The organism is Undibacterium sp. RuTC16W (assembly GCF_049339445.1).
GTDB lineage: Bacteria > Pseudomonadota > Gammaproteobacteria > Burkholderiales > Burkholderiaceae_D > Undibacterium.
The window spans coordinates 1-24,689 of record NZ_JBMPPE010000002.1; the positions used below are offsets into that span (position 1 = coordinate 1).

Genomic DNA, 24,689 nt, shown 5'->3' on the forward strand with positions numbered 1-24,689 from the left:
TAAACACGCTTACGCGCCCCTAACTCCCACTTCTAACATCCGTATCAACCGCTTCTCTTTCTCTTCCTTACCTTCCCGCCTCTCGACGGGAGCCGAACTATAGCAAATTCCTTCCGCCATTGGCAAGGATTATGTTTAAAAATATTCTTCATCAGAAATAGTCAATATTAAAACCCGCTTTGTTACTATCCAAAACACAATCGGCCATTCACATAACAATGACAAACTTCCAAAGACATCAATATCACACGCTAGATGGCATGCGCGGAATAGCCGCACTATTGATAGTTTTGTTTCATACATCTAATTATTTTGCGGGGCTATTTTTTCCTGAGAGTTACCTGGCTGTTGATTTGTTTTTTGTTCTTAGCGGATTCGTCATTGCAAAAGCATATGCACAACGCCTTGACGAGGGAGTATCAACTTACTCTTTTATGCGTATACGTTTGATCAGGCTTTATCCACTCTATGCCATGGGAACTGTGCTGGGAATTATTTTAGCAATAGCGAGTGTTATTGCAGGAAGCAATGCCGCCAATTGGAGTATCACGACCTTATTGCTCAGTAGCACATTAGCAATGCTCATTCTGCCATCCCCGTTAACACCTCAGCTCTATGCGGTCAACGCACCATCCTGGTCGCTACTATTTGAATTACTTGCCAATGCGCTTTATGCGATGTTCTATCGGTTTCTTAGCATCAAAAAATTAATCCTCATCACATTTTTAGCCGCAATTGGATTAAGTATTTGTGCCATCAAATTCGGACATCTGGATCTCGGCTACCAATGGTCGAGCGCCGTCGGCGGTGTTCCCAGGGTGACATATTCTTTTTGTATGGGTCTACTCATTGCGGCTTACAAGGGTCAATCTCTCCGTCCGAAACTACCGAGTTGGTGTGTTCTGGCACTTTGCATAAGTTTGCTATGCATAAGCCCAACAGCGGATCTACGCCCTTTTTATGATCTTGCTACGGTTTTGTTTCTGTTCCCCTTATTGGTATTGATCGGAAGCAGATCAGAATCAGATAAAAAATGGATGAAAGCCAGTTATGCCACATTAGGTTCTATTAGCTATGGGCTGTATGTCTTGCATGTCCCGGTTACTCTTTTAATTGACATTGCCTGTAAAAAATTAATTGGCAAAGAATTTGCCGCCTATGCGCCAACCTCAGGAATTATCTTGCTGCTTACTTTGGTACTCATAACCTGGTGGCTCGATCGAATCTATGACCAACCAATCCGAAAAAAACTAACGCAACTGTTGAAATATTGAGCTCACGTACTCATTTCATCTCGGGATAGGGGCTTTTACCGCCCTCAGAAATAAAGCGATCGATGCGTTGCTCTAATACTGATAGCGGGACAGAGCCCAACGCCAAAACCGTATCGTGAAAATTTCGGATATCGAATTTTTCTTTCAGTGCAGCTTCTGCTTTGCGACGAACCTTCCAGATAGTCATCTCACCCAAATAGTATGAAAGAGCCTGGGCCGGCCAGGAAATATATCGATCAACCTCTGTTTCAACTTCATGCATAGAAAGCGCTGTATTTTCCCTCAAATACTGCTGCGCCTGCTCCCGGCTCCAACCTTTTGCATGAATGCCCGTATCAACGACCAAGCGAGCCGCCCGCCAAGCTTGATAACTCAGCATTCCAAATAATTCGTAGGGCGAGTCATACATGCCCATTTCAACACCTAGACGCTCAGCATATAAAGCCCAGCCTTCACCGTAAGCCGACAAATAAGCCTGCCGAAACTCGGGCCGTCCCTTTTGTTCCATCGCAACGGGCATCTGAAACGCATGTCCCGGTGCGGACTCATGCAAAGTCAATGCAGGCAAACTATATAAACCTCGCGATGGCAAATCATATGTATTAACTAGGTAGATCCCAGGACCGCCACGACCTGATGTGTAAAACGGTGCCTGATCAGCAGGAACCGCTCTAATGGCAAAACGTCTGCGTGGCAAATAGCCAAAATAAGCTGCCGCCTTACCATCAAATTTCTTCGCAATAAACGCGGCTCTCATCAATAATTCCTCAGGCGTTTTTGCATAAAACTGAGCATCAGATCTAAGAAATTGCAAAAAGGCTGGGATATCTCCTTTAAAGCCGGCTTGACGAATCACGTCATCCATTTCTCGCCGTATCTTCGCGATTTCAATCAGGCCGATCTCATGAATATCGTCTGGAGATAGTGCTAAGGTCGTAAATTCTTCTATCTTTGACCGGTAGTAGGCCTTACCATCCGGCAGGCTTTCTGCACTTAGGTCTTGCCTGGATTGCGGAAAATATTCCGTTCGCAAAAATTGCAATAATAGCTTGTGTGAAGGCAGCACGAATTCTCGTATCGCCTTCATAGCTGCCTGGCGCAAACGAACTTGTTCTGTTGTGGGTACAGAATCAGGCATCTTGATAAAAGGAGTGAAGTAAATACTACTCTCTATATTTGGTACATTAATAACCGACTCAACTGATGCATCACGTCCCAGCAAAGTCACGCGGGGCGGAGTAAAGCCACGCTGCAAACCCGTCCGCATATTTTTGATTTGTTCAGAGAAATAGCGAGGCATATCACTTAACTGCGCGAGATAATGCTCAAAATCCAAACTACGTGACATTGGCACCTTAGCGATGTAAGTCAGATCAGACCAAAAAGCAGAGTCGGCATTGAGCGGTTTTTCGTAGTCACGAAATTCCTGGCTAAGCAGTAAGCTAGCAATCTGCATCTTATAGACCGCAAAATCAACTTGCTCGGAAGCGGACAATTCGTCAGTATTAATTTTATTCAGCTGATCGACTACGTCAGTCCAATAACGACGCTTCGACTCCTGCACTAAATAACTGACCTTTGGCAAGCTGGCAGATACTTTTTGCTCAGCATCCTCATCTGCCTCTCCTGTCTCGGCTTGCCGCCAGGCCCATTCTTTCATGTAAATATCTTTAAATCGATGGCTGGCAGTATCACTTTCGGCATAACACTGAGCACTCGACAACAAGATGATGCAACAGGTGACTTTAGTAAGGATTGTTCTCATGAATACTTATTCATATTGATGTCTATATAAAATCAACATCGTGACTTACAAAAAGTTTACTTATCTGCACGATAAGGATCAACTTCAGGCGAAATCTCCGGGGCAACCAGTGGCAATACCATTGTGAAGCGAGTGCCTTTACCGATATGACTTTCCAGATCAATTGATCCGCCCAATACACCGGTGACTAAGTTATACACGATATGCATACCTAGTCCAGAGCCTCCCTGCCCCAATTTTGTAGTAAAAAATGGATCGAAGACGCGCTTTTGATCTGCATCTGCAATGCCGTTGCCATCATCCGCAAACACAATCTCCACATGTCCGGCATCACGAAGACGGCTTGATATCCGCATCTCACCGCTCTCTTTGCCATCAAATGCGTGATTCAATGCATTTGTCATAAAATTGGTAATGATTTGCCCAAGAGGACCAGGAAAACTGTCCATGGCCACGTCTTGAATTAAATCAGTTCTCAAAACAAAAGCACCTTTGTGAAACATAGGCATCAATGTCGCAATGACCTCCTCTAAAGCCGCTTTTAAATCAAACTGCCGTCGCTGATTACTAGACTGATCTACAGCGACTTGCTTAAAGCTCCTGACCAGCTCACGCGCAATACCTAAGGTCCTCATTAAAAGTGCCGTACCGGTACTAGCGCTTTGTAAATAGCTATCCAAGGTCGAGCGACGTAATTTGCCTTCGTCAATATCTTGTAACAACTCTCTGGTTTTATCCTGCAAGGTGCTGGCAACGGTGACACTATTGCCGATCGGCGTATTTAGCTCATGCGCAACGCCTGCCACAAGAGAACCTAGCGCAGCCATTTTTTCGGAGCGGATCAATTCATCCTGCGTTCTCTTCAGCGACTCCATTGCTTCAGCGAGTTCTATATTCGCCTGCTCAAGCTTGATCGTTCGCAGCCTGACACGAGCCTCCAGTTGCACCGTCATCTCGCGAATTTCCTGCTCAATCTGGTATTGTCGAGTGACATCATGCAAGCCAAAAATAAACACTTTTTCGCCGTTCATGGTAAATAGACGCGCAGACAATAAACAAATGAGCACCTGCCCGTTCTGGTGGCGGTGATGTATTTCAAAACGATCGACACGCCCTTCGTTAAATAGCAACTGCATCATGGCATCGCGCTGCTCAAGTTTTTCCCAGAATTGCAATTCGAGTGCGGTTCTTCCCACTACATCGTCGCGCAAATAACCGAACAGTGCCAGCCACACATCATTGACCTCGATGAATAAGGACGAGTTAACACTGACGAGTCCTAATGCAATTGGGGACAATTGGAAGATCGTCGAATATTTGTATTCGTTCTCACGCAAAAGCATTTCGGCTTTTGCTCTTGCCATCTCGGCGGCGATCTCCTGATCAATATTATGGGAAGCTAACAAAAGGTAAGTCTCATCACCCGCCACAAATTTAGAACCAGAAACACGGCATTGAAAAATATGCCCTTCCTTGTGACGAAAGGCGATTTGCATTCCCCTTACCTCTCCATCCTGCTTGATCAGCTCAATCATCTTCTGACGCTGATCTGCAGATGCCCAAAGATCCAGATCTCCCGATGTGCGTCCAATCGCCTCTTCGCGCGCATAGCCAGACAAAGGTTCCCAATTCCTGTTCACATCAATGTAGTGACCATCAGCCATGCGGGTAATCGTCAGTGTATCTGGAACCAATTGGAAGACCGTTGCCAGAACAGCTTCTCTTTCTCGTAAATTAAGTTCCGCGCGCTTTCTTGCCTGCTCGCTTTCACGAATTTCGGTGATGTCACGCATTGCCGTCAGCAAGTATTTCTGTCCGTCGGATTCAAAAATTGTACAAAAAGCTTCCGCCAATATTGACGCATCTTCCTTACCTCTGAACCTGATCTCCTCACCGCGTATGCTATCCCCCTGGTCTAAGGTCAATAATCTACTGATGAATTGTGCTCTGCGCTCAGTATCCAGCCAGAGATTTAAATCCTGCCCGGGATGCTTGCCGATTGCCTGTTCGCGCTGCAAACCGAACATGGATAACCAGTGCGTATTCACATCAACTAACATGCCATTATCCATACTGATAATACTGATCGCTTCCGGGACCAGATCAAATATTTTGACAAATCTCTTTTCACGCTCACGGAGCTGAATCAAAGCCTCTTTGCGTTGATTTTCAATCTTATGAAACTCGGTCCGGTCCTCGACCAGATACATTACAAAAGACTCTCCACCAACCTCAAAACGCACACCAGAAATACTCACAAAATAATGATGTCCCAGTTTATGCCGGTAGATCGCCTGGAGGTCATGCACCTCACCAGTAGTCCGGATAGCCTCCAGTAATTGATCGCGCTGACTAGTATCGACCCAAAGGTGCAACTCCAATGAATATTTACCTAGAGATTCCTCACGGCTATAACCAGTCACCGCTTCCCAGTGCCGGTTTACCTCGACGTAGCGGCCATCCTTTTCTTTGCATATGACAAGTACATCCGGTACAAATTGAAAGACTTTTTCAAACAAAGCCTCTCTCTCCCTTAATACACCCTCAGCTTGCTTGCGTACGATCATTTCATCCTGAATTGAGGCTGACAATATCTCGCTCTGCTTTCTCTGTTCCAGAATGGCGACTACCAATAAAAGCATGCCTGTACTTAGGTCTAATAAACTAGACAACATGAAACCCCATGGCAGCAAATCACTATTGCCCCGGACAAAAGGAAAATCAAGAAGATGTATGCCTCTCAATGCAATCAATAGCGATAGTGCCTTATACCCGCCATTGCGATCCGTCTGCGGCACACGCCAAAAACTAACCGCCGATGTAATCAGCATCAGACCAGCAAATAAGTACACGGGAAACTCACGGAACAAACGATCAATTCCGGTCAGATGCGAGACAAAACTCCAGAGCACCAACAAGGAGAAGCACAAAATAATGCGGGGAGTAGCAGCGAATTTATCTAAAAAAATGCGCGTACCGTACCAAAAAGAACATGCGAGCCCTACCGTGAAAAAATCAACCCCCATTGCAGATAACGGAAATTGATAAACCTCTAATAAGGAACAAAATTGACGAAGAGCGATGCAGGCGTACGCAATCGCCCAGAATCGGGTGGCCCTGGCGCTGACTTTGATGCGCTGCAAATACACCAGGACAAGCATGGTAATCGAGCTGATGCCGATTGCCCAAGCGATTGCAACGGGTAGAAAAAAAGACGGCATAGAGACTGTGCTCAGACTAGTGTAGAACTACCAAATACTACGATGATGAATATTACCACCGGGTATTTGCACTGGCATAATTTGAAATAGAAAATATGCTAATTAGTTGTCATTTGTTAAAAATAGTGGTTCGACCTCTTGATTATCACAGGCGCATCACATAAGATTAAAACAGAGAAAAAATTTAATCCAAGCAACAGGGAGAAAACTGATGAAGCTTCAGAACAGTAAAATGCCCGGCTTGTTAGACCTCCACAATAACGATATTCAGACACCCTGTCATTTAATGGCATCTGGCATTCATCTCCGTGGATTTAAGCAAACAGGCATGATTGCTCGCCTGTCCGACGATGTCATCTCCAGCTGTTCTGTTGATCAGAGTGACGATGACGATCTCATTGATTTTTTGGAAGAGGAGCTGGAAACGCAAGACACAAAGCTGGCAACACTCCCCTGGAAAATCCTGATTGCCGATGATGATAGTAATGTGCACGATACGACTTTGCTTGCATTGAGTGGCGTGAAAATCCACGGTCGTCCACTTGAGTTTTTACATGCATATTCAGCAAAAGAAGCTCGTCAATTAGTCGTTGATCACTCTGATATGGCTCTCATTTTGTTAGACGTCGTCATGGAAACCGTTGATGCAGGGCTGAAACTCGTCAGTGTCATCCGCAATGAATTAGGTCGTCATAACTTACGTATCGTCTTACGCACCGGTCAACCTGGCTATGCGCCGGAAAAACAGGTTAATTATGAGTTTGCGATTGATGGCTACACAACAAAGTCTAAATTAACACGATCAATTTTGATCTCTGTGTTAAATGACACACTCTCCGAAACGCTTCCTGCACAAAATTTGCCGAACTAAACTGATTGCCGTTAAGTCACTGGCAAAAAAAAGGATGTTAAACAATTTAACATCCTTTTTTTACGCTCACGACTGACCATACAGCTTACTCAGCGTCTATCTGCCTCGCTGGAGATGCCTCCATAAAAGCCGGAAGCTGCATGCAATGCTGATTAATACTCATCAGAGTAGGCACCTGACTTAAATCACAGTTAAAGCGCTGAGCATTAAAAATCTGGGGAATCAGGCAGCAATCCGCCAGACTAGGCGTATCACCAAAACAAAAACGGCCAGCACACTGATCTTCAACCAAGCGCTGCTCTAAAATACGCAAACCTGACATACACCAATGTTGATACCAAATGTTTTTTTGCTCATCACTCAGCCCCAGATCTTTGGATAAATATTTCAATACCCGTAAATTATTTACTGGATGAATTTCACAAGCGATTCCCAACGCAAACGCGCGGATTTTAGCGCGGACAACCGGATCCTTGGGCAACAGCGGAATCTCAGGATATACCTCCTCCAGATATTCCATCATAGCCAGCGATTGATTGACCGAAAATTCCTGCCCCTGATATTGATCCACCAAAGCCGGCACCAAAGCATCGGGATTAATTTGCTTAAACGTATCCGATAATTGTTCGCCGCCATTTTTTACCAGATGAACAGGCAAGACCTCATACTCAAGGCCTTTCAGATTCAAGGCGATGCGTACCCGATAGGAGGCTGAGCTGCGAAAATAGCTATAGAGTTTCATAGAATATCTTTAAGTAGTCTTAAGAAATACGGACTTTTAATTCGCCGACGCCTGCAATACGCGCTTCCATTAAGTCGCCTGACTTTACTGCAGCAACTCCTTCTGGCGTACCTGAAAATATCAAATCGCCAGGCTGTAATTCATACAAGGTAGATAGAGTGGAAATCACTTCCGCCACATTCCAGATCAATTTATTGATATCGCTATCTTGCCTCTGCACTTGATTTACATCCAGATGAATATTGCCCTGATCTATCCATCCAGTCTGAGTCACTGGATAGACCGGGGAAATCGGTGCCGAAAAATCGAACCCCTTCGCCGTACACCAAGGTCGTCCTTGCTCTTTAGATTCTTGTTGCAAATCCCTGCGTGTCATATCTAGCCCCACTGCATATCCCCACACATGGGACATCGCCGTTCCCACAGAAATATTTTTTCCGCCGACACCAATCGCTACAACCAGCTCAACCTCGTGGTGCAGATTATTCGTCGTACTTGGGTAAGGCATTTCACCGACTTGTCCGTCTAACACCGGCAGCACCGCATCTGCCGGCTTCATAAAAAAGAAAGGTGCTTCACGCCCAGTCCAGCCCATCTCTTTTGCATGCTCCACGTAGTTTCGCCCCACACAGTAAATTCTGTGGACAGGAAACAGCAAATCTGAATTTGCTACTGGCACTGACGGTGTCTTAGGGTCGAATACATAACTCATAGCATTTCCTTCTCTTTTGCTCTCTTTAATTCTGCTTAGCTTGTTTGACAAAGGCAATGGTTAGATGTTGCTCGCTTTCAGCAAGCGCGCTACGCGCTGTTGCTGAGACGGCTCCAGAACCGCAGGCGTGGAATACAGTCGTTGCAACTGCTCAAGGCTGGCGCTGTGCTTATTGCCAGATTTGAGCGTTTCTTGCAACACGTCGACCTGCATCTGCAAACGAAGCCGGGACAATTCTGCCGGGCTATCAATACCATTCAATATTTCCAATTGCAAAATGATTTTTCCTGCGATTTCTGCATTAGCGGACAACTGATCGGCATAGGTCACATCCCCCGACTCAACCGCTTGCATCCATGCGGTAAAGCGCTTATTTAATGCCTGATCGAGTAAGGTAGATACTGCTTTTTTCTGCGAAAGATGATTCCATTCTGCCACCCATTTTGCCAAGCTCAATTTGCTTTGCTCAAGATTCTCTGACAACTGACGTTCAACTTGCTGACACAAATCGAATTTTGACTGCAACTGATGTCTGGCTGCCTGAGCATCACTTTCCCTTGCCTGTTCAATCTGATATTTTAGTTGTGAACAAATTGCCTGAAATTTTTTCTCAATCGCGTCGTCCTCATTACGCGGAACCGCACCGGTCTCACGCCACGCCTGCGTGATCTCTCGCAGTAATAGTTGAAGCTGAAACTGATCTTGCTGCTCAGCCGATACAATCACCTGCTCGACACGCGCGCAAATTGCAAGTTTGGTTGCCAAATTCGATTTGCGCTCTTCGTCAATCTGGCCGATAGTCGCTTTCCTCTGCATAAATAACGCATCACAGGCAGCGCGGAATTTTTCCCAAAGCTGTTGTTCATCTTTACGACGCAAGGGTAAAGCGAGCGCCCGTTCTTGCCAGCGAGCTTGCAGCTGCTTTAACTGATCAACAGCATCACGGCGTGCAGAATCAATTGCCGTCACTTGTTGAATCAATTGCTCTCTCAGATCAATCTCGGTTTTTCTTTGCAGTTCTAACGGCTGCGACAAGCACTGATATAGCGTATTAAACGTCGTATCAAGACGTTGTTTATGCTTACGGTCTACATTGCCCGATTCGCGCCAGGCTTGTTTCAGCTCGTTTAAAAAATGAGCTGCCGACTTCCAGTCTGAGCTTGCCAGCAACGCATCGGCTTTGTTCCGCCAGTCTGTGAGCAGCGCCTCCGCTTTTTTCAGATTCTCTGATCGTCCCTGAGCAAGTTGCTGAAAATATGCCGCAGCCGGTGCGTATGCAAGATTGCAAGCAGCGTCAAATCTATCCCAAATCTCTTTTGATGCGCCGCCACTGCTTGCCTCCAAGGATTTCCAGCGCTCTCTCAAACCGCCAATTTTCTTTGCGAGTTCATTAGGCTCTAGTTCTTGCACAGGCAAATTCTCTGCGGTTTTAATCAATTCATCCCGCGAAATACTACCGCCCCATTTGGCCCATGACAAAAGACGTCCTAATTCCGACTGAACTTTAAAAAGACGTTCTTTCTGGTCGCTGGCTAGGCTGCTACGTTTTACATCAACACCTCGCAAAATCTCACGCTCAATTTTCTGTGCCTGCAATGCGCTACCCTGCTCAAGAGCAAGCTCCATCGCCTCTATCGCTTTAATGATTTGCTCTGTACTCACCGCAGATACGGCTGGTGTAACTGGTATGGCTGATTTAATTTTTGATATCGGCAATACCGCTACTGACGTACTCTCGTCATCCTCACTTACAACAACATTCGATGACAAATGAGCATTGCTCTCAGCATCATCTGCCGGCATCTGCTCATGCACCATGTCTGAACGCACTACCGCTTCTTCAGGATTGCTTTTTTGCGTTTGCAACCATACCCATTGCTGACGTACCGCTTGCATTTTTTCAGTAAAATCTGACAGCAGATTCTTAGGCAAGCCAGGAGCTTCAGGATCAGACAATAGTTGATCAAATTCGTTTTGCCATTGATCGAGCTGTGCTGCATGCTCTGCATCAGCAATCCCCATTGATGCCGCCAGCAGATGAGATAGATCGATGATTTTTCTTTGCAAAGCCGTCTGCGACACAATCCTTGCCTGCAATGTTTGATACTGATGATCGAATTCTTGTTTCAGATCATCAGGGAATACGCTGAGCTTTGCGGTTAATTTATCCAGCTCAATAAGCTGTTGCGGAATCAGTTTTTCGTCATGAACTAATCGCTGCGCCTGCTCTACATATTGGATCGCTAATTGTCGTTGACGATCCAGTGTCGCAATGTCATCCAGCCTGGATTGCATTAACTTCACAACGCGTTTATCCGTATTGCGCAAAGCCATCGCAATTTTTCGTAAAGCCTCCTGACTGTGCACGTGCTGTGCAGCGCTAAAACGCCCATCTGCAAAATCACAACTGAGGACGATCTCGACCAGTGCGTTTTCATCCTTCGTCAGAGTTTGTATGCGCTCCATGAGCTCGGTGCGCTGGCTCGCATTTTTTACTGTATTTTTCTGATGTTCGGTCTCTTTTTGTTTTCCCTCGGCTAAAGAGGTTACATCTGCCGGGGAGATGTTAGTGGATGCAGGTCGGCGCTTAAAGAGGAACTCAAACATGGGGATAGATAAAGAGAGGTAAATGAGCAAAACACACATCATAACAATATCTGCCAGCCGCGACCAACATCGGTTTAGGAGAAGCAAGCTACCTTAGCCGATATTCTCGCCTACCAGGCTGCCCTGGGCGTAGAGATAGTCAATTCGTTCGACACCGCTGGCTTTGCCGCCGTCATGGTATTTGGCGACGATGTGACCGGCTGCGTCGTTGACGTAGTGGTTGATTTCGGCCCGATCCATGGCGTCGTCGAAGGATCTGATGGTTTGTTCTCAACCGTCGCCACTGTAGGTATAGTAGTAGGCCTTGTCGTTCGTGCAGGTGGTGTGCAGGGCGGTCTTGCTGATGCGACCAATGCCGTCGAACTCGCGGGTGAGTTCTTGTCCGCTACTTTCTTATTGCAGGTAATTGTTGGTGCCGCCACCGTTATAGATGACTTGTGCCAGACTGGGTGACGGGGTCTCATTCTCTCCGCCGTGGTACTGGTAACCGACTCACAAATATTCAATCGGTGCAAAATTGCGCCGCGAGATTTTGTTAATATCCGCAAAAAACAAAGCCTGCCTTAGCGTGGGCTTTTTTTAAAGTTGAAATTTCGCAGATGTCTATCTTATTGAAACAAGCCCCATGGATAAACGAACCTTACAGTTATTAGCAACGCTTAGAAAAATAAGTAAAGCGAACTAGATCATACACACAGACTAAATTGTGCGAGCGCTGGATTAACTACTGGAGCACTGTTGAAAGAAAGCATCGACAATGGATTCGGTGGGAAATGGTCGGGCCGTAATGGGCGAAGCCGTTTCCTGCTTTGTTGCATGGTTTGACCTGTGGAGCGAAGAAGCGTGACGGCGCACCATGCGAAAGCCAGGAATTATCAAAGTCAAATGGACGATGCCGTGTCCATGGCAAAGCGAGCGCGGGACCAGGAACGCCAGAGGGTAAGGCGAGGTCTTCCGTCAATGGCGAATTAGTGAAAATGTGGGCTTCTTTGCGAGCTGACTGACCGAACTTTGAGTCAATTGTTTCCCTCCCCGTCCTCATGTTGGCGATCATAGTCGTACTGAAAGTTCCCTTCGGTCATTCTTACGAGGTTTATTTGCTTATTGTCGTCTAAACGTGGTTGGTAAATACGAGCGAAACCCGATCGACGTCTCATGTGGAATATGTCAACGTAATCAATATATCCAAACACCCACAAAGTCTTATTGCCTGTCTTGACATCGTTGATGCTTTGTCCATTTATATTGAAATTTCTGGAGTGCGGGAGCGAATCATTCGGGACTAAGAATGCTTTTGGAATGACTTCACGGGCCGCAATATCAGTGTTACCAAGTTGCTCACCATTTTCTAAAATTTTAGATCCGATCGCAACATCAGTTACATTACCTGGAGTGCGTCCGTGATTCATGATTGCGATATGAACTTCAAATAACCCAGTAGAAGCATTTATCCATTTAAGTCCCGGCAACACGACAGATGCAGTTATATAAGCTCTTTCTGAGAGCATTGAGGTATCGGCACTTTTTTTTGCGGAATCTGCAGAAATTTTTGAAATTCTAAGGGATTCTTTCATCTCGCTGGCCTGCCTTTGTCCTGATTCTTTCGCGTCATCACCAAGAGCGACGGTGGCCTTAAACAAACATGCTGTGAAAATAAATAGCCCAATTGTTGCCGCCGCCAACACGCCCGTAAGATAGACGAGCCACCATTCAGAAGATGCGTAATCGTGATGTTTTTCAGTTTTATCAGTAGTTTCTATCTGGAGTACTGGTGCCTTAATTATTTCTATTGTTGTTGGTTGTTTTAAAATTTCTTTTTTGTCATCTTTTTGATCAACTGACGGCTCCGATTTTTTAACCGATTGCGAAGACATCGACTGTACCGACTTTAAATCAGATTCTGCAGATGATACGTTCGAGAAAAAAACAGAGCACAGCATTACGACAATGCTGAACCGTTTACGATAATTTAGGTGCAGGTTTCTTGTTGACATAGTCATTTGTGATCTAAGTTAAATTATTTTCGATTTTACAATATTGAACTTGCGTCATTGACGGGTATTGAAAACTCCCATTGATGGCTGGCTACAGTCAATACTGAATGTCCCTCGCGTTTAGGGATGTTTGCGGACATCTCCAGCATTGAAGGATGTCTTAATACTTGGGACGATTGACTCGGCAACTTTGCGGAGTCCAAGTCGTGTTTGAAACTCGACCCTGCGTTGCAAGACGGGTTTACAAATCCGGAGCTCAAACTGAGGATATGGCTATCCTGCATTGGCGGACGGCATTTCGTAAATCTATGAAATGAAAAAACTACTAAAAACGTTTTATTGATTGAAAAACATTCTCATTTTCAATCAAATTAGAAAGTAATCAGGGGGCACCAGTAACGGAATGCAGTAACTATCGCAGTAAATTTTAATGACAATCCTTAAGAGACTTTATCCAGGCCATTTTCGATTCCCGCCGTCCACCAATATTATTGCTAAGCCACTGACTCGTCAGTGGCTTTTGCATTTTTAGAACGTTCAGCTTTAATTTTACTTATTCAAAAATCGCGTTCATACGGTATGTACACGCTTATGCATGCGACGCAGTCCCAGCCATACGCCGACGGCAACAAAGGGGACTAATATGCCGACGACTGCATCAGTATTGACGATTAGTCCGAATACTTTCGCGGCTTTGCCTGTGTAGCTGAATAAACCGATGACGTAATAGGAAATCGCTGCGACGGAGAGGCCCTCGACCGCTTGTTGCAGATGTAACTGCTGTGCGGCTCGGGCGTTCATTGATTGTAGGATCTGGCGATTTTGCGCTTCTTGTACGATACCGACGCGGGTACGTAACAGGTCGTTCGAATTGGCGATCCGCTGTGCCAGTGCTTCCTGGCGACTTGCCATTGCATCGCAGGTATTCATCGCGGGTGTCAAGCGTCTGTCCATAAACTCCTCGACCATCGGAATTCCCTCGATCCTGACTTCACGCAACTCTTCGATGCGCGCATGTACTAGGCGCACATAGGCTTTAGATGCAGAAAAACGGTAGCTGTTATCGAGTGACAGTTTTTCTATCCGCGCGGCCAATCGCGTGATCTGATCAAGCAACGCACGCTCAGATACGCCGGACTGCTCTGATAGCTCTGCGTTCGCCGCCTCATCGGTCTCGACCATCGCACCGGCAAGTGCGACCAGCTCATTTTCGATGGCATTCAAGGCAGGAGCGGCTCTGTGTGCATAGGGCAAACCCAGCAGCGCCATCATCCTGTAGGTTTCGATTTCGAGCACACGCTGCACCAGACGCCCTGCCTGCAAAGCACGCATGCCAACGTCGCGAATCACAAAACGGCTGAAACCATCTGCCTGTATCGCGAAATCCGTCCATAGCTCGCCTCCCTGCATCACGTAGCTACCTGCGAGTACATTACCCTCAAATACTCGTTGCAGACTTTGTGCAAAGGCCTCTGTCCTGCCGCCGCTATCGTCAAGGACAACATGGGCGGCAACGATGATTTTGCCCTTCAGACTGAGCAACCATTCTTCAGGTAACTGCAACACCGGCATTGCCAAAAACGCTTCAGCAACCGGCAATGCACGCTCTAGCCGCTCAGCGAATGTATAAGTCGCAAACTCAGTGTGGCATTCCCATTTCAAGCGAAAATGACCAAAATCATAGTAAAAATATTTGGACTCAAGCATAGGCGGCGTGACGCCAAAGTGCGCGCACAATGCAGCCAGTGTTGCATGCTGCTCAGCGGCGATTGAGCTTAATGTGACCTCATCACTATCGCGATATACAGCAAAATGAGAGACCAGCTCAGGTGCTTCCAGCTTTAAGAAAGGTCGTGAATGAATCTCTGCCGCAAGTGGAACGCGCAGAGCGTGGTTGAGACTCGAGTAAGTGATTGTCATAAGGCAGGGTCCATCAATGAGAAATCAATTCGCAGTCGTTAGTACATGTGTACTCCGAATTCCGGCTATCGTCTCTAAGAACAAATACTGAGGCGTAACACTCTGTACAACGCTTGCCTTTGTACGTACAGCGCACTGAAGCAAATCAGCCTCCGGTCAGAGCGAGTAGTCTTGTTGGCGAATAATGCCAGCAGCATCCATTTTGCACGGTAGTTCGATCAAAATGCTCTGCACGATCAAAAAACACACCACTAACTCAGTAAGCTTCAGAACCATGGTACACACCATATTTGCTTGTATGCCACAGAGCGTTTCAAAAAGGATATTTCAAAAATGAAACCGCAAGCTGGGCAAGCCTATTAGCCCGAAAAGCCTCTGGAAGCCGCATCCAGCCTGCGGATTCATGTGGGATCTTCTAAAAACCTTCAAATTGAAAAATCACATCGGTAGGACTGACGCAAAAAAACAAATCCTTTCACCACGGAGACACAAAGACACATAGAGAAGACAGGAGTAAGCGGTTCCATGAATATTGACTAAAGGGTTTTTAGAAGTTCCCGGCGGGATAGCTCTATTGCTACGATAATGAAGTATGCCGATCCATTCAATGGAGCTCTCAGGTTGTCACGCCGGAGAAAGCATGCAGGAATGACGCGCTTTAGGGGTAACAACAACCTCGTGTCCGAGCACATCGCGTCATTTTAATACCCCCCCCCTCTTTAAGCCTTTCCATACCTTGGTAACACGGTGCCAAGGCTGACCATTCTGCCAGATACCACATCTCGATTACAGAGCATGGAGGCATTCCCGGAGAGTTGTGAGGAGCAAAATTTTTTTGCGTGAATCTGATTAAAAAGAATTATAACGACAACATGCATTTTGATCATCCACATCCAGTCAATCTGAGCAAAGATAAAAGCTCAGGTGATGTTTCTCACTATTTTTTGACTCATCTATTTTGACCAGCAACGACAAGTGCCCACATCCGAGGCAGAATTCAGGGGTCGCCAACGCTTTTTTCTAATTTCGGTTACCCTCTCGTCCTACTATTTGATCTGCAATTCCATAAGGGATATTCCTTGAATACTCAATTGACACGACGTCTTCTATTGCTGGCTAAAGATCAGCACCGTTCTCTCTTGGGCCAAGGGTTACGCGGCATAGAAAGAGAAACTCTGCGCATTGATCCAAAAGGCAAGCTGGCAGCGACTCAGCATCCGCTTGCGCTCGGTTCTACGCTGACACACGCGCAGATCACGACCGATTATGCCGAGACCTTGCTGGAATTCATTACGCCCACAGATAGCGATATCGCTACGACCTTAAATAAACTAGACACGATTCACCGGGTCGCTTACAGCGCATTAGGTAGCGAAATGCTGTGGAGCCAATCGATGCCGAGTATTTTGCCGGCTGAGAAAGATATTGAAATCGCCTGGTATGGCAAGTCGCATATCGGCATGCTCAAGCACGTATATCGTCGCGGCCTTGCTTTGCGCTATGGCAAAGCCATGCAATGTATCGCCGGTATTCATTACAATTATTCATTGCCTGAAACGTTGTGGTCTTTGTTCAAGCAAGAAGAAGATGTGTCAGGCACTGAGCAGCAGTTTCAATCCGAGAGCTATATCGCACTGATCCGGAATTTTCGTCGCTACAGCTGGCTGCTGATGTATTTGTTCGGCGCATCGCCTGCCCTGTCACGTTGCTTCTTGCAAGGGCGCGATCATCATCTTGATCGCTTGTCTGAAGATACGCTCTATCTGCCTTACGCCACTAGCTTGCGCATGAGCGATCTCGGCTATCAGAATGATGCGCAATCTGGCCTGCGTCCGCAAGAAAATAGCCTGGAAAGTTATGTCAACACTTTGTCGGATGCGGTCAGCAAGCCCTATCCTCCGTATGCCGCCCACGGAACCAAGAATAGCGACGGTGAATGGATACAGCTCAGCACGAATATTCTGCAAATAGAGAACGAGTATTACTCAACAATCCGCCCTAAACGTGTGATACGAAGCGGCGAGCGCCCGATACAAGCGCTGTGCGGCAGAGGTGTGCAATACATCGAAGTCCGCTGCATGGACGTTGACCCATTTGAACCAGTTGGCATCAGCCTGGAAACCGCACGCTTCCTCGATGTATTCTTGCTGTTTTGTGCACTGGATGCGAGCCCGGCCATTTCAGCGGAAGAAAGCCAGGAGCAGGCTGCCAATTTTGCGCTCACAGTGAAGGAAGGACGCCGTCCTGGCCTGTCTTTAATGCGACAAGGCGAGGCAGTTAATTTGCAAGCATGGGGACAAGATTTATTATCAAAAATGCGTCCGGTTGCCGAGCTTCTGGATCAGGAGCGTGACACCGGCTGTCATACAAGCAGCATGCATACACAATTGCAAAAACTACAGGATGCCGCGCTGACGCCATCAGCCCGTGTATTGCAGGCGATGAGTGAGCATGGTAATTCTTTCCATCAGTTTGGACTGCATCAAAGCGTGCAGCACGCTGCTTACTTCAAAGCGAATCCGCCAAACGCTGAGGAAAGTCATACCTTCAACGAACTTGCGGACAAATCGCTGGCAGAAACTGCGCAATTAGAGCAAGAGCAAACCGGAAGCTTCGACGACTATGTCGCCGCGTATCTTGCAAGCAGTCTGTGCAAGTCAGCGCCTTAGATCGAACGTAGTTGTACGTAATCGCACGTAATCGCACGTAATCGAACATAGCTGAGTTTGCCATGGCCGTAAAACCCTCCGCATTGAAGCCTGAGCGCCACACCGATGGTGACGGCAAACTACATCCGCGCAATCGTCACCAGGGCCGTTACGACTTTCATCAGCTGATCCCGGCAGAACCTTCTCTGGCAGAATTTATCCAGAAAAATATCAGCGGTGACGATAGTATTGATTTTGCTAATCCTGCTGCGGTCAAGGCACTGAATCGCGCTTTACTCAGGCAACACTACGGTATTACCTCCTGGGATATTCCGCAGGACAATCTTTGCCCACCCATACCGGGGCGCGCTGATTACCTGCATTATCTGGCCGATCTGTTGGCAATTAGTAATGGCGGCAAAATTCCCAAAGGTAGCGCGATACAAGTCCTGGATATCGGCGTCGGAGCAAATTGCATCTACCCATTGATCGGCTACAAGGAATATCAGTGGCAATTTGTCGGAACCGACGTCAGTACAGCATCACTGAGCAACGCGCAGACAATACTGGACGCTAATCCTGACGCAAAATCAGCCATACAACTCCGTCTGCAGACATCGAAAAATACTATTTTTAAAGGCGTTGTCGCGGAGGATGAATGGTTCGACCTGACCATGTGCAATCCGCCATTTCATGGCTCGGCAAAAGAGGCGGCAGAGGGTACGCAGCGCAAGTGGAGCAATCTGGGTAAGGAGGCCGCCAAACAACACAGCGCACTCAATTTCGGCGGGCAAGATACAGAATTATGGTGCCCCGGCGGTGAAGCCGCGTTTATCCAACGGATGATAAAAGAGAGCAAAGAGATCGCCACACGCAGCTTTTGGTTCACTACGCTGGTATCCAAGTCAGCAAACCTGCCTGCTCTTCAGGCGAGCCTAAAGCAAGCAGGCGTGTACGACAGCAAAACAATCTCGATGAGCCAGGGGCAAAAGCAGAGTCGCTTTCTGGCCTGGACATTTCTGAATCCGGCGCAACAAGGCGCGTGGCGCAAATTACGCTGGCCAAAAGCCTGAGTCAGGTCCGCAGACCGATGTGATCTCCGCGAATCATCGATCAGACTAGCATGTCCGTATCAGAAGTACGGTGCCGTGAGACCTTCCATGTCAAAAGTCCGCTTAACGCAAGGCCGCTCAGCCAGCCGGTTCAAAAATTTACCCAGATGCTCACGGTCTCGTGCCGGATTCTGCATATTGCGTGTCCAGCGACACAGCATGAATAAATAAGGATCGAGTATGCTGAATTGCTCGCCTAATAAATAGTTGCCGCCTGACCGGGCCAGATTGTTTTCTAACAAATCGATCATCTCAGCAACACGCGCTTCTGCATGTGCTTTTACCTGTGCAATGGCGGCATTGTCAGTCGCCAGACGATGCGGATAAAAATACGTGATCAACTCAGCCTGCAAGGTATTCGTCAGATACATCAGCCACCGATACAACTGCGCGCGCTGCGGTGTGCCCACAGAAGGCACGAGCTTGCCCTGGGAATATTTATCCGCAAGATGCAGACAAATCGCCGCCGTTTCTGTCAATACCAGATCGTCGTCCAATAATGCCGGTATCTTGCCAGTCGGATTCAGTTGCAGGTAAGCAGTTGCCTGATGTTCTTTCTTCTCGGTATCGACCAATACCAGCTCGTAAGGAACGCCCAATTCTTCGAGAATCATATGCGGTGCCAGATTGGCATTGCCTGGATAGTAATAAAGTTGAATCATGATGGTTGCTTTCTTTTGGTGGTTTTCGATGGCAATAATGATCTCAATCCCATAGGCAATCCGAGCGGCATCGCGATCAGGTTTAATGAAGCAGACGCTTAAGGGTAAAATACTGGATTAGTCAGCAATTTTACCTTGCTGGCATCACCTTGATTTTTGTTTTACCTGGAATACTGTAAATGCTACGCCTGACTGACATACAACTCCCTCTAGATCATCCTGAATCCGCTATTCAAGCGGCGATATTGCAGCGACTCAGCATTGCAGAAGAAGATCTGGTCAGTTTTATTATTTTTCGCCGTAGCTACGATGCACGCAAAAAATCTGCGATTGTATTAATTTACACGATTGACGTAGAGACCAGGCAAGGCAACCAACTGCTCGTCAGTATAAAAAATAAATCAAATATCACGATCACTCCGGATACCAGCTACCGCTTTGTTACTCATGCAGAGGCCGCGCCCGCATTACGTCCCGTCGTTATTGGCTTTGGCCCATGCGGTTTATTTGTTGCACTGATACTGGCACAAATGGGCTTTCGCCCTATTGTTCTGGAACGCGGCAAAGAGGTACGTGAACGCACCAAAGACACTTGGGGTCTGTGGCGCAAACGTGAGCTGCAGCCAGAGTCGAATGTGCAATTCGGAGAAGGTGGTGCCGGTACATTCTCGGATGGTAAATTATGGAGTCAGGTCAAAGACCCGAAACATTACGGTCGTAAAGTCCTCACAGAATTCGTCAAGGCCGGTGCGCCTGATGAAATTATGTATGTGAGCAAACCGCATATCGGTACTTTCCGTCTGGTCAAAATGATTGAGGAAATGCGCGCCAATATTGAAGCGCTTGGCGGCGAAATCCGCTTCCAGCAAAAAGTGACTGATATTGACATCGAGGATGGTCAGGTGAAAGGTGTACAGCTCGAGGATGGCGCATACATCCCGACCAGACACCTGGTACTCGCCGTCGGACATAGTGCGCGCGATACATTCCAGATGGTGCATCAACGCGGCATTTATGTCGAAGCAAAACCCTTCTCCGTCGGCTTCCGTATTGAACACCCACAATCGGTCATTGATAAAGCGCGCTTCGGTCCAAATGCCGGTAATAAAATTCTCGGTGCCGCAGATTATAAGTTGGTGCACCATGCAAGTAACGGACGCTCCGTGTACAGCTTCTGCATGTGCCCCGGCGGTACGGTCGTTGCTGCGACCTCAGAACCAGGTCGTGTCGTGACAAACGGGATGAGCCAGTATTCACGTAATGAACGCAATGCGAACAGCGCCATCGTGGTTGGTATCACGCCGGCAGATTATCCGGAACATCCTTTGGCGGGGATTGATTTCCAGCGCAAACTGGAGTCACTAGCTTATCAATTGGGCGGTGAGAATTACAATGCACCTGGTCAGCTGGTCGGTGATTTTTTAGCGAAAAAAACATCCACAGAGTTAGGGACTGTAGTCCCCTCCTACAAACCAGGTATTACGCTGGTGGATCTGGCACAAGCGCTTCCCGCTTTTGCGATTGAGGCAATTCGTGAGGCTTTGCCTGAATTCGATAAGCAGATCAAAGGTTTTGCAATGAATGATGCAGTGATCACCGGCGTAGAAACCAGAACATCATCACCGATCCGCATCAAACGCGATGATCACTCTTTACAAAGCCTCAATACCAAAGGACTCTATCCTGCAGGAGAGGGTGCGGGCTATGCCGGAGGTATTTTATCGGCAGCGATTGATGGCATCCGGGTAGCTGAGGCGCTTGCACTGGATATGCAGCGTAGTCTGCAACCAGAGGCGACATAATCTGATATCGCTCGAAATATCAAATGGACCAATCTCTGCGTCACACCTTACCGGACCGTCTGATATTTCCCATTTTGCTGAAGTCGCTTAACTAATTGAGTTAAGTAGATAAGTTAAGCGATTAAGTCTTCCATGCCCTCACTCAGCTCTGCAATTGGCGGCATGTCATTAAGTATGAGCGTCGCAGAAATGCCGAGTTTTTTAGCAACATCTTCAGGGAATGTGGCTTGCAACTCTTCTGCAGAATAATTATTCTCTAAAGCCCGGGAACGCCACGCAGCAATATGGATCACCGCGGCCATCGGTTCAAAAACCGTTGCCGATAAAGGCTCTGGAAACGCCAGTATGACTGAGGCAAAATTATCAGGGAAGCGCCAGCGCTTTGCCAGTTCCGCACCGACATCTGAAAAGTTATAGTTGAAAGAAGTCCGCTCTACATCCAGACGGCGCGAATCGTATGGACTCGCCACTTTGTCTATTTGCAGCATATTTTCTGGCATGGCCGCATGCATAACAAGCTGACCGATCGCATGCATCATCCCGACGGTAAAAGCAAAATCAGAATTACCTTTTAGCTGTTTCGCCAGCCATTTTCCGATGATCGCAGTATGCAGGCTGTAACGCCAGAATTTTTTCAAATCCACGCCTGGCATCGCTTTAAAACCACCGGTCAATCCACTGCTGACAACCAGAGTACGTACTGTCATAAAGCCCAGCATCAGCACGGCATCGTCAACAGTGCCGACACTACGGGATGCATGATAATAAGAGGAATTTGCCAACCGTAATAATTTAGCGCTAAGCACTTGATCTGCGGAGAGTTTCTTCGCGATCTCATCGATCGACACGTCCTCGTTATTGAAGCTATCGATGACTTCCTGAACCACTTTTGGGATCGTTGGCAATGCATTTTGTTGCTGGAAAAGTGCGTCGAAATTCATATAGCATCTCCTTTAAAGACAGTGTGCGACAGTATCGATACTGTTACAGCTCTTAATTGATTTTATATGCACGAAGAAGACCGTAAGAATCCTTCAAGGTAAGTGAGCGCCGAAGCAGATCGCACTCACTATGGAAAATAATACTCTGATACCTTAATCAAAGAAAACAATTTTTTTATGACATGTGTCACGAACATTGCATTCGCAACAAAATATATTTTGGATTAAAGCGCTTTTTGCCAGTAACCGACATCAACCCAGCGATCTTTTTTAAAACCAATCTGAGAAAAATGGGCAACTTTGGAGAAGCCAAGCTTTTCATGTAACGCCACACTGGCGGAGTTCGGCAGAGCGATGCCACCGATGACGCTATGAACACCTAACGTGCTTAACTGATCAAACAGACTTTCATACAATAAGGTACCTGCCCCCTGTCCGACCGCGTCATTCGACAGATACACAGAACATTCCACTGAAAAACGATAGGCGGATCTGGGCTTCCACTTCGTCGCATATGCATAGCCAACCACCATTCCGTCTCTCTCCAGCACTAACCACGGATAATCATGAGTGATATCCAGAATCCGGCGCGTCATCTCTGTTACACCAACCTCTTCTTCCTCAAAAGAAATCGTGCTATTGACTACGTAATAGTTATATATGCGGCAGATAGCTTCTGCATCATCGATACTGACCATACGCAAACCGGACATCATCAACACTCCGTAAAAAAGCTGCGGCTACCGAATTATCGGCAGCCGCAGCCTGGGTACTTATTTACGATTGAAAATAAAAACCATGCATCGACAGCTTATTCGTCTTTTGCACCGTCAATACCGAGTTCCTGAATTTTTCTGGTAATCGTATTGCGGCCAATTCCCAGCCGGATTGCCGCATCATTTTTTCTGCCATGAGTATGCTTTAATGCGGCTTTGATCACGATAGATTCAAAGCTTCGTCCCAATTTATCAATCACCTCAGATTGTCCCTGGGTCAGCATTGCAGTCGCCTCTGCTTCCAGCAAGCTCATCCAACTTTCCGTTTTATGCGCACTTTGTACCTCAGGGATGCTGCCGTTCGCAAAACTCGTACCGTTGCTAACAGTCCCTGTATGTGCTGAATTCGTTTCCGTATGACGCGCCTGCATATCGCTGGCCTGACTTGAAGAACTCAGTGATACGAGCTGGCTGGCTGCGGGGATCAGGTCCTGAGGCAAATCAGGCACTTCTACCGTTTGACCTGGTGCCATGACCGTGATCCAGTTACACAAATTTTCTAACTGACGGACATTGCCAGGGAATTCCAGTCCAGATAAAAACTGCAATGCCGCTTCTGACATGCGTTTCACTTCGACCCCCAATTGCTTAGCACTCTGGGCCAGGAAGAACTTGGTCAGCAAGGGGATGTCTTCACGGCGCTCACGTAAGCTAGGTAAGCGCAAGCGAATCACGTTAAGGCGATGATACAAGTCTTCGCGGAACAGGCCATCTTTTACACGCGACTCCAGATTCTGATGCGTTGCTGCAATCACGCGCACATTCGCCTTCATCGGCTGATGACCACCTACACGGTAAAAATGTCCGTCAGACAGGACGCGCAATAATCGTGTCTGTAAATCAAACGGCATGTCGCCAATTTCATCAAGAAACAGCGTGCCACCCTCTGCCTGCTCAAAGCGTCCGCGCCGTGTTGCTTGCGCACCCGTAAACGCGCCGCGCTCATGACCAAATAATTCTGACTCCAGTAAATCCTTAGGGATAGCTGCCGTATTTAAGGCGATAAAAGGCTGAGCAGATCTGGGGCTGTGTTTATGCAGAGCACGTGCGACTAATTCCTTACCGCTACCTGATTCGCCAGTGATCAATACTGTCACATTCGATTGAGATAAGCGTCCAATAGCGCGGAACACATCCTGCATGGCCGGTGCTTGCCCGAGAATCTCCGGCGTTTCAGAAACATTCTGTTCGACATTGGATTCACGCAGACTTTCGTCCAGCGCACGACGGATTAATTCAACGGCCTTATCCAGATCAAATGGCTTGGCTAAATATTCAAACGCCCCCCCCTGAAAAGCCGCTACGGCCGATTCCAGATCAGAAAACGCCGTCATGATGATGACGGGTAATCCGGGATATTTTGCTTTAACGACTTGCAACAACTCCAGCCCTGATGCGCCATGCATGCGAATATCAGACACCAATACTTGCGGCGTATCACTTTGCAATGCTGTCATCGCATCACGTGCGTTCGTGAAGCTCTTGGTCGCGAGATTCTCACGTGCCAGCGCCTTCTCAAGCACCCAGCGAATAGAATCATCATCGTCAACTATCCAGATTGGTTTCATATAATCGTTTTACATCCTGCGTAAGAAAAATAAGCCATTAGATCGGAACACTTGTGATATTCCGGTTTTCCAGT

The 24,689-nt window shown here is 47.1% G+C and carries 18 protein-coding genes; 7 read left to right on the forward strand and 11 right to left on the reverse strand.

Annotated features, from left to right (window positions below; genetic code table 11):
• Positions 1-218: 218 nt before the first annotated feature.
• Positions 219-1,274, forward strand: coding sequence for an acyltransferase family protein (locus tag ACO0K4_RS04530; protein ID WP_422955437.1), 1,056 nt, complete (start codon positions 219-221; stop codon positions 1,272-1,274).
• A gap of 10 nt (positions 1,275-1,284) precedes the next feature.
• Here ACO0K4_RS04530 and ACO0K4_RS04535 read toward each other — a convergent pair whose 3' ends face one another.
• Both ACO0K4_RS04535 and ACO0K4_RS04540 read right to left on the reverse strand, forming a co-directional pair.
• Positions 1,285-2,859 carry a DUF885 domain-containing protein gene (locus ACO0K4_RS04535; protein ID WP_422955438.1) on the reverse strand — a complete coding sequence of 525 codons (1,575 nt, stop codon included), beginning with the start codon at positions 2,857-2,859 and terminating at the stop codon, positions 1,285-1,287.
• 236 nt (positions 2,860-3,095) lie between these two features.
• The gene (locus ACO0K4_RS04540; RefSeq protein ID WP_422955439.1) at positions 3,096-6,260 is read right to left on the reverse strand and encodes a PAS domain-containing sensor histidine kinase; all 3,165 of its coding nucleotides are present in this window, start codon (positions 6,258-6,260) and stop codon (positions 3,096-3,098) included.
• 211 nt (positions 6,261-6,471) lie between these two features.
• Here ACO0K4_RS04540 and ACO0K4_RS04545 point away from each other — a divergent pair, with 211 nt between their 5' ends.
• On the forward strand, positions 6,472-7,131 hold the full coding sequence (locus tag ACO0K4_RS04545; protein WP_422955440.1) for a hypothetical protein: 660 nt from the start codon (positions 6,472-6,474) through the stop codon (positions 7,129-7,131).
• Positions 7,132-7,216: 85 nt separating this feature from the next.
• Here the strand turns inward: ACO0K4_RS04545 and maiA are convergent, their stop codons facing one another.
• The 3 genes from maiA to ACO0K4_RS04560 are packed head-to-tail and all read right to left on the reverse strand — an operon-like array spanning position 7,217 to position 11,192.
• Positions 7,217-7,873: a maleylacetoacetate isomerase gene (maiA, locus tag ACO0K4_RS04550; RefSeq protein ID WP_422955441.1), complete on the reverse strand. Its 657-nt coding sequence runs from the start codon at positions 7,871-7,873 to the stop codon at positions 7,217-7,219.
• A 19-nt stretch (positions 7,874-7,892) separates the two neighbouring features.
• Entirely contained in the window at positions 7,893-8,585 is a 693-nt protein-coding gene (locus ACO0K4_RS04555; protein ID WP_422955442.1) for a fumarylacetoacetate hydrolase family protein, read from the reverse strand.
• Between the two features lie 60 nt (positions 8,586-8,645).
• Positions 8,646-11,192, reverse strand: coding sequence for a DUF349 domain-containing protein (locus ACO0K4_RS04560; protein ID WP_422955443.1), 2,547 nt, complete (start codon positions 11,190-11,192; stop codon positions 8,646-8,648).
• 174 nt (positions 11,193-11,366) lie between these two features.
• Between ACO0K4_RS04560 and ACO0K4_RS04565 the strand changes: the two genes are divergently transcribed.
• Together ACO0K4_RS04565 and ACO0K4_RS04570 are read left to right on the forward strand one after the other, a co-directional pair.
• A complete protein-coding gene (locus tag ACO0K4_RS04565; RefSeq protein WP_422955444.1) occupies positions 11,367-11,645 on the forward strand; it encodes a hypothetical protein in 279 nt (92 codons plus the stop codon).
• Positions 11,646-12,013: 368 nt separating this feature from the next.
• On the forward strand, positions 12,014-12,196 hold the full coding sequence (locus ACO0K4_RS04570; protein ID WP_422955853.1) for an HGGxSTG domain-containing protein: 183 nt from the start codon (positions 12,014-12,016) through the stop codon (positions 12,194-12,196).
• 12 nt (positions 12,197-12,208) lie between these two features.
• Here ACO0K4_RS04570 and ACO0K4_RS04575 read toward each other — a convergent pair whose 3' ends face one another.
• Positions 12,209-13,066 (reverse strand): hypothetical protein, encoded by an 858-nt coding sequence (locus ACO0K4_RS04575; RefSeq protein ID WP_422955445.1) that lies wholly within the window; start codon positions 13,064-13,066, stop codon positions 12,209-12,211.
• 690 nt (positions 13,067-13,756) lie between these two features.
• Complete coding sequence (locus tag ACO0K4_RS04580; protein ID WP_422955446.1) at positions 13,757-15,106, reverse strand: DUF3422 family protein; 1,350 nt, start codon at positions 15,104-15,106, stop codon at positions 13,757-13,759.
• Between the two features lie 1,079 nt (positions 15,107-16,185).
• Here ACO0K4_RS04580 and gshA point away from each other — a divergent pair.
• Positions 16,186-17,775 (forward strand): glutamate--cysteine ligase, encoded by a 1,590-nt coding sequence (gene gshA, locus ACO0K4_RS04585; protein ID WP_422955447.1) that lies wholly within the window; start codon positions 16,186-16,188, stop codon positions 17,773-17,775.
• Positions 17,776-17,837: 62 nt separating this feature from the next.
• A complete protein-coding gene (gene rlmF, locus ACO0K4_RS04590) occupies positions 17,838-18,827 on the forward strand; it encodes a 23S rRNA (adenine(1618)-N(6))-methyltransferase RlmF (RefSeq protein WP_422955448.1) in 990 nt (329 codons plus the stop codon).
• A gap of 59 nt (positions 18,828-18,886) precedes the next feature.
• Here rlmF and ACO0K4_RS04595 read toward each other — a convergent pair whose 3' ends face one another.
• The gene (locus tag ACO0K4_RS04595; protein ID WP_422955449.1) at positions 18,887-19,528 is read right to left on the reverse strand and encodes a glutathione S-transferase family protein; all 642 of its coding nucleotides are present in this window, start codon (positions 19,526-19,528) and stop codon (positions 18,887-18,889) included.
• 179 nt (positions 19,529-19,707) lie between these two features.
• Here ACO0K4_RS04595 and ACO0K4_RS04600 point away from each other — a divergent pair, with 179 nt between their 5' ends.
• On the forward strand, positions 19,708-21,330 hold the full coding sequence (locus ACO0K4_RS04600) for an NAD(P)/FAD-dependent oxidoreductase (RefSeq protein ID WP_422955450.1): 1,623 nt from the start codon (positions 19,708-19,710) through the stop codon (positions 21,328-21,330).
• 113 nt (positions 21,331-21,443) lie between these two features.
• Here ACO0K4_RS04600 and ACO0K4_RS04605 read toward each other — a convergent pair whose 3' ends face one another.
• The 3 genes from ACO0K4_RS04605 to ntrC form a co-directional block, all read right to left on the reverse strand.
• Positions 21,444-22,271 carry an HDOD domain-containing protein gene (locus ACO0K4_RS04605; RefSeq protein WP_422955451.1) on the reverse strand — a complete coding sequence of 276 codons (828 nt, stop codon included), beginning with the start codon at positions 22,269-22,271 and terminating at the stop codon, positions 21,444-21,446.
• A gap of 224 nt (positions 22,272-22,495) precedes the next feature.
• On the reverse strand, positions 22,496-22,987 hold the full coding sequence (locus tag ACO0K4_RS04610) for an arsinothricin resistance N-acetyltransferase ArsN1 family B (RefSeq protein WP_422955452.1): 492 nt from the start codon (positions 22,985-22,987) through the stop codon (positions 22,496-22,498).
• Between the two features lie 95 nt (positions 22,988-23,082).
• Complete coding sequence (gene ntrC / locus ACO0K4_RS04615) at positions 23,083-24,615, reverse strand: nitrogen regulation protein NR(I) (RefSeq protein WP_422955453.1); 1,533 nt, start codon at positions 24,613-24,615, stop codon at positions 23,083-23,085.
• Between the last annotated feature and the right edge of the window lie 74 nt (positions 24,616-24,689).

Bases quoted from the DNA above. Each gene is read 5' to 3' on its own strand.
- ACO0K4_RS04530 (WP_422955437.1), top strand. From the start codon at position 219: ATGACAAACTTCCAAAGACATCAATATCACACGCTAGATGGCATGCGC.
- ACO0K4_RS04540 (WP_422955439.1), bottom strand. From the start codon at position 6,260: ATGCCGTCTTTTTTTCTACCCGTTGCAATCGCTTGGGCAATCGGCATC.
- ACO0K4_RS04545 (WP_422955440.1), top strand. From the start codon at position 6,472: ATGAAGCTTCAGAACAGTAAAATGCCCGGCTTGTTAGACCTCCACAAT.
- maiA (WP_422955441.1), bottom strand. From the start codon at position 7,873: ATGAAACTCTATAGCTATTTTCGCAGCTCAGCCTCCTATCGGGTACGC.
- ACO0K4_RS04555 (WP_422955442.1), bottom strand. From the start codon at position 8,585: ATGAGTTATGTATTCGACCCTAAGACACCGTCAGTGCCAGTAGCAAAT.
- ACO0K4_RS04560 (WP_422955443.1), bottom strand. From the start codon at position 11,192: ATGTTTGAGTTCCTCTTTAAGCGCCGACCTGCATCCACTAACATCTCC.
- ACO0K4_RS04565 (WP_422955444.1), top strand. From the start codon at position 11,367: ATGGTATTTGGCGACGATGTGACCGGCTGCGTCGTTGACGTAGTGGTT.
- ACO0K4_RS04575 (WP_422955445.1), bottom strand. From the start codon at position 13,066: ATGTCTTCGCAATCGGTTAAAAAATCGGAGCCGTCAGTTGATCAAAAA.
- ACO0K4_RS04580 (WP_422955446.1), bottom strand. From the start codon at position 15,106: ATGACAATCACTTACTCGAGTCTCAACCACGCTCTGCGCGTTCCACTT.
- rlmF (WP_422955448.1), top strand. From the start codon at position 17,838: ATGGCCGTAAAACCCTCCGCATTGAAGCCTGAGCGCCACACCGATGGT.
- ACO0K4_RS04595 (WP_422955449.1), bottom strand. From the start codon at position 19,528: ATGATTCAACTTTATTACTATCCAGGCAATGCCAATCTGGCACCGCAT.
- ACO0K4_RS04600 (WP_422955450.1), top strand. From the start codon at position 19,708: ATGCTACGCCTGACTGACATACAACTCCCTCTAGATCATCCTGAATCC.
- ACO0K4_RS04605 (WP_422955451.1), bottom strand. From the start codon at position 22,271: ATGAATTTCGACGCACTTTTCCAGCAACAAAATGCATTGCCAACGATC.
- ACO0K4_RS04610 (WP_422955452.1), bottom strand. From the start codon at position 22,987: ATGATGTCCGGTTTGCGTATGGTCAGTATCGATGATGCAGAAGCTATC.
- ntrC (WP_422955453.1), bottom strand. From the start codon at position 24,615: ATGAAACCAATCTGGATAGTTGACGATGATGATTCTATTCGCTGGGTG.